The following is a 251-nucleotide window of genomic DNA, read 5'->3' on the forward strand; positions in this document are numbered from 1 at the left end:
CTGCGGCTTTCTTGACGAGCCGGCGGGCCGGGCCGAACTGCCGGTGACCCCACGGGTCAAGGCGCTGCTGCAACTCGCCCTGCTGTACCGCTGCTGGGCGAAGGCCACCGGGGCCACCGGGGCCACCGAGGCCGAGTACCCGGCGCCCCCCGCCCGAACGCGGCCCGAGGACCCCGACCTGGCCGCCGTCGCCGCGACCGTCGAGCAGGTCTGGCGCAGTCCCGCCCACCCGCCCCTGCTCACCGTCGAGC

General features: G+C 76.9%; 1 pseudogene. It reads left to right on the plus strand.

Features of this window, described 5'->3' with window-relative positions:
• Positions 1-43: 43 nt before the first annotated feature.
• Positions 44-251: pseudogene (locus VR45_RS13185) on the plus strand (hypothetical protein); the annotation flags it as partial.

Source organism: Streptomyces sp. NRRL S-495 (assembly GCF_000966955.1).
Classification (GTDB): Bacteria; Actinomycetota; Actinomycetes; order Streptomycetales; family Streptomycetaceae; genus Kitasatospora; species Kitasatospora purpeofusca.